At 76.8% G+C, this 8,666-nt stretch carries 7 protein-coding genes; 4 read left to right on the forward strand and 3 right to left on the reverse strand.

Going from position 1 to position 8,666, the window contains the following annotated elements:
* Nucleotides 1-152 precede the first annotated feature (152 nt).
* Both ACYVO2_RS26505 and ACYVO2_RS26510 read left to right on the forward strand, forming a co-directional pair.
* Nucleotides 153-3,644 carry a LamG-like jellyroll fold domain-containing protein gene (locus tag ACYVO2_RS26505; protein WP_461010512.1) on the forward strand — a complete coding sequence of 1,164 codons (3,492 nt, stop codon included), beginning with the start codon at nt 153-155 and terminating at the stop codon, nt 3,642-3,644.
* Between the two features lie 238 nt (nt 3,645-3,882).
* Nucleotides 3,883-4,149 carry a hypothetical protein gene (locus ACYVO2_RS26510; RefSeq protein WP_461010513.1) on the forward strand — a complete coding sequence of 89 codons (267 nt, stop codon included), beginning with the start codon at nt 3,883-3,885 and terminating at the stop codon, nt 4,147-4,149.
* A gap of 12 nt (nt 4,150-4,161) precedes the next feature.
* Here the strand turns inward: ACYVO2_RS26510 and ACYVO2_RS26515 are convergent, their stop codons facing one another.
* On the reverse strand, nt 4,162-5,136 hold the full coding sequence (locus tag ACYVO2_RS26515; protein ID WP_461010514.1) for a helix-turn-helix transcriptional regulator: 975 nt from the start codon (nt 5,134-5,136) through the stop codon (nt 4,162-4,164).
* 129 nt (nt 5,137-5,265) lie between these two features.
* Between ACYVO2_RS26515 and ACYVO2_RS26520 the strand changes: the two genes are divergently transcribed.
* Complete coding sequence (locus tag ACYVO2_RS26520; RefSeq protein ID WP_461010515.1) at nt 5,266-5,679, forward strand: DUF3224 domain-containing protein; 414 nt, start codon at nt 5,266-5,268, stop codon at nt 5,677-5,679.
* A 115-nt stretch (nt 5,680-5,794) separates the two neighbouring features.
* Here ACYVO2_RS26520 and ACYVO2_RS26525 read toward each other — a convergent pair whose 3' ends face one another.
* Entirely contained in the window at nt 5,795-6,709 is a 915-nt protein-coding gene (locus tag ACYVO2_RS26525) for a helix-turn-helix domain-containing protein (RefSeq protein WP_461010516.1), read from the reverse strand.
* A gap of 188 nt (nt 6,710-6,897) precedes the next feature.
* Here ACYVO2_RS26525 and ACYVO2_RS26530 point away from each other — a divergent pair, with 188 nt between their 5' ends.
* Nucleotides 6,898-7,941, forward strand: coding sequence for an NAD(P)-dependent alcohol dehydrogenase (locus ACYVO2_RS26530; RefSeq protein ID WP_461010517.1), 1,044 nt, complete (start codon nt 6,898-6,900; stop codon nt 7,939-7,941).
* A 64-nt stretch (nt 7,942-8,005) separates the two neighbouring features.
* Here ACYVO2_RS26530 and ACYVO2_RS26535 read toward each other — a convergent pair whose 3' ends face one another.
* Nucleotides 8,006-8,587, reverse strand: a complete 582-nt coding sequence (locus ACYVO2_RS26535; protein ID WP_461010518.1) for a GNAT family N-acetyltransferase — start codon at nt 8,585-8,587, stop codon at nt 8,006-8,008.
* Nucleotides 8,588-8,666: the final 79 nt, after the last annotated feature.

Below are 8,666 nucleotides of genomic sequence, written 5' to 3' on the forward strand. Positions count from 1 at the left end.
GTGACGGGCGGGGTGGCCGTGACGCGGGTCACCGGCGGTGGGAGCGCCACCCCGCCGGTGGCCCGCCATCAGGTACGGACCGCCCCTGACGATCAGCGGAACGCTCGGTGAACAGACGCCCCCCGCACGGGTTTCGCACCTATGTTCGCGCCATGATTCCGAGATCGTTCCGCCGGCCGGGCCGCCGGGGCGGCGGGCCCCCGGGGGCCCTCGCCGCGCCGGCCCTGCTGGCCACCCTGCTCGCGACCCTGGCCGCCTCGCTCGGCGCCGCCCCGCCCGCGGGCGCGAGCGGCGTCCCGCCGTCCGCCACCGACTCCGCCGTCGGGCACCAGCAGGCCCTGTTCACCGCGGGCACCGGCGGCTACGGCTGCTTCCGCATCCCCGCCCTGGTCCGCACCCGCGCCGGCTCCCTGCTGGCGTTCGCCGAGGGCCGCAAGGCGCCGTCCTGCGGCGACCGCGGGGACATCGACATCGTGGTGCGCCGCTCCACCAACGACGGCCGCACCTGGAGCCCGATCGAGGTGATCCCCGCCGGGGCCACCGCCCCGGGCACCAGCCGGCCCGCCGCCGCGGGCGCGCCGGTCACCCGCAGCAACCCGGCCCCGGTCGTGGACCTGGACAGCGGGCGCGTCCACCTGCTGACGACGTCCAACCCGGCCACCGCGTCCTACCCCCGTGTCCCCTGGGTGCAGCACAGCACCGACGACGGCCTGACCTGGAGCGACCCGGTGCGGCTCGAGGTGAGCCCGGCGCCGGGCGGGATCGGCGACAACTGGTTCGCCACGGGCCCGGGGCACGGCGTGCAGCTCACCGAGGGCCCGCACGCGGGGCGGCTCGTCGTCGGCGCCCACCAGGTGCAGCGGGCGGGCGGCACCTATGCGGGCTACCTCTACCTGGACCCGGCGCCCGACGGCTCGGGCACCTGGCGGGCCGCCACGGCGGTGGACTCCGACTCGGGTTCCGCCCCGGCCGAGCCGAGCGAGGTCGCCGTCGCCGAGTCCGACGGCGGCAACGTGCACCTGGTGGCCCGCAATGACGCGGGCACCCGCCGGGTGTCGGCCACGTCCGTCACCCCGTCCGGTGACGCGGTGCCGTCCGTTCCCGCCTTCCGGGACGCCGCCATCCCGTCGGCGGCCACCGTGCAGGGCTCGCTGCTGCGGCTGCGCTCGCGCGCCGCGGACGGCAAGGAGCACCTGCTGCTCGCCGCCCCCGCCCAGACCAGCCGCAGCGACCTCACCCTGTACTCCAAGTGCGGCACGGGCGCGTGGCAGAGCGGCGGGAAGCTGGTCAGCGCGGGCCGCGGCAGCTACTCCGACCTCGCGCTGCTCCAGAGCAACGAGATCGGCCTGCTGTACGAGGGCGGGCCGCCCGGCGGCTACTCCGCCGACGAGATCCGCTTCACCCGCTTCGCCGAGTCCGAGCTCGGCAACCCCTGCGGCATCGCTCCGCGCCCCGCGGGCAGCGTCCAGCCGTCCCCCGCGCCGGGCCCGACCACCCCGGACGCCACCCGCGAGGCCAACGACGCCTATCTGGCGGGCGGCGCCGCGCTCGGCACCGGCCGGCTCTCCGGCGCGACGGACTCCTCCCTCGCCCTGACCGGCACCGCGTACGCCGACCTGCCCTACAGCCGCTCGCTGCGCCCGGGCGCCGGCGACGTCACCTACAGCCTGTGGTTCCGCCACACCGCCACCTCGGCCACCGCGGACCGGGTGCTGCTGTGGGCGTACGGGTACGGCGCGGACAAGCCGCAGGTGTGGCTGCGCGCCCGGCCCGGCAGCGACGACGTGTACGCGGGCGTCGCCGGCACCGACGGCGCGGCCTACGTCTCCGTGCCCGACCCGTCCGCCTCCGCGGCGTTCGGCGACGGCGCCTGGCACCACGTCGCGCTGACCCGCTCCGGCGCGAGGGTGACGGTGACCGTGGACGGGACGCGCACCGCGACCGGCACCGGCGTCGCGGGACCCGTCACCGACCACCCGGCGCTCGGCGCCTCCGGGATCCGCCTGGGCGCCAAGCCCGCGTCCTCGGGCACCGAGCCGTTCACCGGCGACCTGGACGAGTTCCGGGTGTACCGCGCCGCCCTGACGGCCGCCCAGGTCACCGCCCTGGCCGACCCGGCGTCCTCCGGCGCCCCGCTCGGCGGCGCGGCCGGCCCGGCGCCGGTGGCCCGGCTGCCGTTCCAGGTGGTGGACGGCGCCGTGGCGCCCGCCCGCACCACCCTCGCGGGCGTGGACGACGAGTCCGGCCACTGCACCGACGCCCGTCTGCTCGGCCCGCGCCGCGACGCGGTGGCCTCGCCGCGCGGCGGCGCGTTCCAGGTGGACTCCGCCCACCCGGGCCTGGAGGCGCCGCTCACCGAGGCCCTGGACCTGGGCGCGGGCGACTTCACCGCCTCGCTGTGGTTCTCCTACCGGGGCGGCGCCACCACCGATGCGCAGGCCCTGCTGTGGGCGTTCGGCATGAACAGCGCGCCGCAGCTCTGGGTGCAGGTCCAGCCCGCCGAGGACCGTCTGGCCGCGTGGGTGCAGACGGACACGGGGTCGGCGTACCTGGAGGTGCCCGACCCGACCTCGGCCGCGGGCTTCGGCGACGGCGACTGGCACCAGCTCGTCCTGCGCCGCCAGGGCGGCCAGGTGAAGCTGGTGGTGGACAACTCCGCGGGCCTGACCGACACCGCCGCGGGCCTGACCGGCTCGCTGACCGCGGCCCGCGCCGACGGCATCCGGGGGCTGCGCGTCGGCTCCCGGATCGACGGCGCCCGGGTGCTGACCGGCGCGGTGGACGAGTTCCGGCTGTACCGGCGGGCGCTGGACCAGGCCGCGCTGGACACCGTCCACGCGGGCGGGGGCCTCGGCTCGGGCCAGAGCATCGACGTCCGCTACAGCCTGGACGGCAAGTACACCTACGCGCTGCCCGCCACCCGCCTCCAGCCGGAGACCACGCCCGCCACCCCGGACCGCTCGGCGCGCTGCAACCACGCGTATGTGCTGGGCGGCGCCGAGGTGGTGCCCGGCGCCGGGCCCGCGGGCGGCGCGCTGACGCTGGACGGCGGCTCGGGCGGCGGCGTCCTGGTGCCGCGCAACGCCTCGCTGGCGCCGGAGTCGTCCGACTTCACCCTCACCACCTGGTTCCGCCACCAGGCCACCGCGTCCTCCCCCGACCGGGTGCTGGTGTGGGGGTACGGCCAGGGCGGCGGCGCCCGCGAGCTGTGGCTGCGCGCCCAGCCCGGCGGCGACCGCCTGTACGGGTCGGTCCGGACGGCGACCGCCGAGGTGCGGATCACCGGCCGGGACACCGGCGCCTCGACGGCGTTCGGCGACGGCGCCTGGCACGAGCTGGCGCTGGTGCGCAGCGGCGGCACCCTGCTGCTGTACGTGGACGCCGTGGAGGTGGGCCGCGCCGCCCTGCCGCCCGGGGCGCTCACGGCCGCCGACACCTTCGCCGCGCAGGGCCTGCGGCTCGGCTCGCGGCCGGACGGCGGCGAGCCGCTGACCGGCGCGCTGGACGAGGTCCGCCTGTTCCGCGAGGCGCTCACCCCGGCGGAGCTCGGCACCCTGCACGGCGGCACCGTGCCCGCGGGCCGCAGCCCCGTGCTGTGGCTGCCGTTCGACATCCGCACCGACCGCAGCCACCCGCGGATGTAGCCGCGCCCGGCGACCGGGAGGGGGCGGCCCGTCTCCCACCGGGGGATCCCGCCCCCTCCCGGCACATCCGTACACCCGTACGACAGGATGCCCGTATGACCCGCACCCGGCGGCCGGCGCCGCCACCGCCTGCGGCACCGGCTCCGACCGGGCCGAGCCGGAGGCCGGGGCGAGCTGCGCCGAGGGCGCCTTCGGCGACGCCGCCGGGGGACAGGTCCGCTGCGAGCGGGACGGCGGGATGTGGTACCGCAGCGGGGGGACGTCCCGGCAGTACGCCCGGCAGGTGGAGGGGGCCGTGCTGCGGCTGACCGCGGACGGGGACTCGGTGGACCGCGCCACCCTGCGCCGGGCCGCGCGGCAGGCCCACCGCGCGGACGGGCGCGAGCCGGACGAGCTGCTGCCCGAGGACGGCGGGGGCGGCGCGGGCGGGCGGCCCGTGGAGCGCGGCGACCTGCCGCCCGTCGGCGACGGCGCCCCGCGGGACCCGGAAGGCGCCTCCGGCTGACCCGGGCGGGTGTCACGGCGGCGCCGCCCGGTAGCGCTCGGCCAGCACGCCCACCTCGTCGGCCACCGCCTCCCGCAGCCCGGGCGGGCCGAGCACCTCCGCCTCGGCGCCGAGCCGCAGCAGGTCCCCGACGGCCACGGCCGTGGTCTCCACCGGCAGCTCCACCCGCACCCACCCCGCGGCGTCCGGCGGCCCTGCGGCCTGCGCCGCCCGGGTCCCGGCCGCGCCGAACATCATGGGCAGCAGCCGCAGCCCGCGCGGGGAGAGCCGCAGCTCCGCCACCTCCTGGTAGCGGGCCTCCTCCAGCCGCCGCGACGACCGCTCCCAGTGGGCGGCCAGGTCGAACCCGTCCGGCCGGGCGAAGCCCTCCCCGGTCTCCTCCACCGCGACGAACCGCGAGATGCGGTACGTGCGCACGCTGTCGTCCACCGCCGCCACCAGGTACCAGATGCCGCCCTTGAGGACGACGCCGAGCGGCCGCAGCCGCCGCCGCACCTCGCCGCGCCACCGCCGGTAGTGCACCCGCAGCTCCCGCTGCTCCCACACGGCCGAGGCCACGGCCGCCAGGTGCGGCACCGGGTCGGCGTCCCGGAACCACGCCGGGGCGTCCAGGTGGAACCGCTCCCGGATCCGCCCGGCCCGCTCCGCCAGCTCCCCCGGCAGCGCGGCCTGGAGCTTGAGCTGCGCGGTGGCCAGCACCGCGCCGAGCCCCAGCTCCCGCGCGGGCCCCGGCGCGCCGGCGAGGAACAGCGACGCCGCCTCGGCGCCGGTGAGCCCCGTCAACCTGGTCCGGTACCCCTCCATCAGCCGGAACCCCCCGGCGGGGCCCCGCTCGGCGAGGACCGGAACCCCGGCGGCGCCGAGGGCCTCCACGTCCCGGTAGACGGTGCGCACGGAGACCTCCAGCTCGGCGGCGAGCTCCGGTGCGGTCATCCGCCCCCGGTTCTGGAGCAGCAGCAGGAGGGCGAGGAGCCGGTCGGCGCGCATGGCGGCCATTGTGCGGCCCGCGCCGCGCCCACCGGAGGGGGGTACCTGACAGAAGGTGTCAGGTACGGGCGGCAGGCTGGCGGCACACCGCACACCGCGGGGTGTGCGCACCGACGGAAGGACAGCGCCATGGCGGAAGCCCGCACCACCACCGGTCACTTCACCTTCGCCGACTGGGAGGAGGACACGATCGGCCCGGCCGAGGCGGCCCCCAGGCTCGCGGGCGCCCGCGTCGTCAACAGCTTCTCCGGCGGCATCGAGGCCCCGGCCACCTCGTGCGCGTACACGATCGCCTATCTGACGGACAAGACCGGCACCTTCACCGGCATGGAGCTGCTCGCGGGCCGCCTCGACGGCCGGGAGGGCACGTTCGTGCTGGAGGAGCGCGGCAGGTTCGAGGCCGACGGCACCGTGCACTGCGCCTTCGAGGTCGTGCCCGGCTCCGCCACCGGCGCCCTGACCGGCCTGCGCGGCACCGGCGGCTTCACCTACCGGCACGGCGAGACCGCCGTCCCCTACACCTTCACCTACGAGGCGGGCTGACGGCCGCGGACACCGCACCGCCCCCGGCCGGGACGGGGCCGGCCGGGGGCGGTGCGGGAGGGGACGCCCGCGGTGGCGCAGCGGCCGGCCCCGCCCGGGCGCGGCCGGCCCGCCGTCACACGCCGGCCCGGGCGGGCTCCGGCTCGGGGCCCCAGCTCGCCAGCAGCCGCAGCGACTCCGCCGACGCCGAACCGGGCTCGGCGTGGTACGTCACCAGCATCTGCTCCGGGTCGTCGGGCAGCCTGAACATCTCGAAACTGAGCGTGAGCTCGCCCACCACCGGGTGCCGCAGCCGCTTGACCCCGTGGCCCCTCTCCTTCACGTCGTGGACGGCCCACAGCCGCCGGAACTCCTCGCTCTTCACCGACAGCTCCCCCACCAGCGCCGACAGCTCCGGGTCGTCGGGGTGGCAGCCCGCGTCCATGCGCAGCACGCTGACCACGTCGGCGGCCTTGGACTCCCACTCGGCGTACCGGTCGCGGAAGGCCGGGCGCAGGAACAGCAGCCGCGCCCAGTTGCGCTCCCTGGCCGGCAGGGCGGACCAGTCGCCGAACAGGGCGAGCGCCGTCCGGTTCCAGGCGAGGATGTCGGTGCGCCGCCCGCCGATGTACGCGGGCACGCCGTCCAGCACCTCGAGCAACTGCCGCAGGGCGGGGCGGACCTGCTGGGTGCGGCACGAGGACCGCTTCTTGTGGGACCTGCCTCCGGCGAGGTGGCCCAGGTGCTGCCGCTCGGCGTCCGTCAGCCGCAGCGCCCGCGCGATCGCGTCCAGCACCTCCACCGACACGTTCCGCCCGTTGCCCTGCTCCAGACGCGTGTAGTACGCCACCGACACCCCGGCGAGCTGGGCCAGCTCCTCGCGGCGCAGCCCCGGCACCCGCCGGTGCCGCCCGTAGTACGGCAGCCCGACGTCCTCCGGCTTCAGCCGGGCCCGCCTGCTGCGCAGGAACTCGCTCAGCTCGGCCCGCCGGTCGAGCGTGCGCTCCGGCGCGGGCTGGGCGGCGGCGGGATCCGCGGGGGCCTCGTCCATGCGTTCCAGTATCTCCGGTCGTACGCGGGGGAGCCTGACCCCGCCAGTGGTAGGAACACCGGTCGTACGCGAAGCGGTGGTCTGGGTGGCTCCCCGCCGCCGCGGCAGGGTGGTGAGCGTGCCCGGTGGCGGCGGTCCGCCGCCGGGTGAGCGGAACTTCCCCCGAGGACTCCCAGGAGACTGCCCGGATGAGCACCGTTGCCGCCTACGCGGCTCCCGCCCCCAAGGCCCCGCTCGAGCGCACCACCATCGAGCGCCGCCCGGTCGGCGAGTTCGACGTCCTGATCGACATCCACTACGCCGGGATCTGCCACTCCGACATCCACCAGGCCCGCGACGGCTGGGGCGCGGGCATCTTCCCGATGGTGCCCGGCCACGAGATCGCCGGCGTCGTCGCCGAGGTCGGCCCCGGCGTCACCCGGCATGCCGTCGGCGACCGGGTCGGCGTGGGCTGTCTCGTGGACTCGTGCCGGGAGTGCGAGTACTGCCGGCAGGGCCTGGAGCAGTACTGCGCCCAGGGCACGACCGCCACCTACAACGGCCTGGACAGGAACGGCGACCCCACCTACGGCGGCTACTCCCGCCGCATCGTCGTGGACGAGAACTACGTCGTCCGCATACCCGACGCCCTGCCGCTGGACGCCGCGGCGCCGCTGCTGTGCGCGGGCATCACCCTGTACTCGCCGCTGCGGCACTGGAAGGCGGGCCCCGGCAGCAAGGTCGCCGTCGTCGGCCTGGGCGGGCTCGGCCACATGGGCGTCAAGCTCGCGCACGCGATGGGCGCCGAGGTGACCGTGCTGTCGCAGTCGCTGCGCAAGAAGGACGACGGGCTGCGGCTCGGCGCCGACCACTACCACGCCACCGGCGACCCGAAGACCTTCGAGGAGCTGGCGGGGACGTTCGACCTGATCATCTCCACGGTGTCCGCGTCCCTGGACTTCACCGCGTACGTCGGCCTGCTGAGGACGGGCGGGACACTGGTGAACGTCGGCGCCCCGGAGGAGCCGGTCAGCCTCAACGTGTTCCCGCTGATGCTGGGCCGCAAGAGCCTCGCCGGCTCGGCGATCGGCGGCATCGCGGAGACCCAGGAGATGCTGGACTTCTGCGCCGAGCACGGCATCACCGCGGACATCGAGCTGATCCGCGCCGAGGAGATCAACGACGCGTACGAGCGCGTCCTGTCCAGCGACGTCCGCTACCGCTTCGTGATCGACGCCGCGACGATCGCATGACCCCGCCGGACCCCCGCCGCGCCCCGCGAGGGCGGGCGGGGGCGGGCGGGGCGCGGTCCCGCGGTCAGGGCGCGGCGGAGCGGTACATGGCGTCGTAGACGGGTGACTCGGGGGCGTGCCTGATCCGCCCCATGACCGTATAGCCCCATCGCAGATAGGCGCCATGGGCGGGCTGGTTGCCGACGACGCAGGTCAGGACCGTGGCGCTCTCCGCCCGCCCGGCGACGGCCAGGTCGTGGAGCCGGCGGCCGAGCCCCTCACCGGTGTGCGCGGGCAGCACCATCAGCTCGCGGAGCCAGAAGACGTCACCCGCCTCGGCCCTCCGCCGCAGCGGCGCCGGCCGCCGCTCCCCGAGGGACACCCACCACTGCCGGTCCTCCGGAAGGGTGGCCCCGTGGACGTACCCGACGATTCGCCCGCGGCGTGACGCGGTCACCACCTCGAACCCCGCCGTGCCGAACGCGGCGCACAGCCGGTCGCCGAACGCCCGGACCGAGAAGAACGGATCACCGAGGTACGGGGGCACCCCGTACACCTCGGCGTACACCGCGATCAGCTCATCCGCGACACCCTTGGCCGACACGCCGTCATGGCGCCGGTACTCCACGTCCACCGTGTGCTTCTCCCCTCCGGGGGCGGGGGTCATGCGACGGCAGCGGATCGGTCGGTGGGGAGCCGGCGCCGGACGGCCCGGCGGAGCCCCGGCCCGGGCCGGGGCTCCGCCG

Source organism: Streptomyces capparidis (genome assembly GCF_054782095.1).

Excerpts from the sequence above, each read along its gene's own strand:
- ACYVO2_RS26530 (WP_461010517.1), top strand. The coding sequence starts at position 6,898 with ATGAGCACCGTTGCCGCCTACGCGGCTCCCGCCCCCAAGGCCCCGCTC.
- ACYVO2_RS26520 (WP_461010515.1), top strand. The coding sequence starts at position 5,266 with ATGGCGGAAGCCCGCACCACCACCGGTCACTTCACCTTCGCCGACTGG.
- ACYVO2_RS26515 (WP_461010514.1), bottom strand. The coding sequence starts at position 5,136 with ATGCGCGCCGACCGGCTCCTCGCCCTCCTGCTGCTGCTCCAGAACCGG.
- ACYVO2_RS26525 (WP_461010516.1), bottom strand. The coding sequence starts at position 6,709 with ATGGACGAGGCCCCCGCGGATCCCGCCGCCGCCCAGCCCGCGCCGGAG.
- ACYVO2_RS26510 (WP_461010513.1), top strand. The coding sequence starts at position 3,883 with ATGTGGTACCGCAGCGGGGGGACGTCCCGGCAGTACGCCCGGCAGGTG.
- ACYVO2_RS26535 (WP_461010518.1), bottom strand. The coding sequence starts at position 8,587 with ATGACCCCCGCCCCCGGAGGGGAGAAGCACACGGTGGACGTGGAGTAC.
- ACYVO2_RS26505 (WP_461010512.1), top strand. The coding sequence starts at position 153 with ATGATTCCGAGATCGTTCCGCCGGCCGGGCCGCCGGGGCGGCGGGCCC.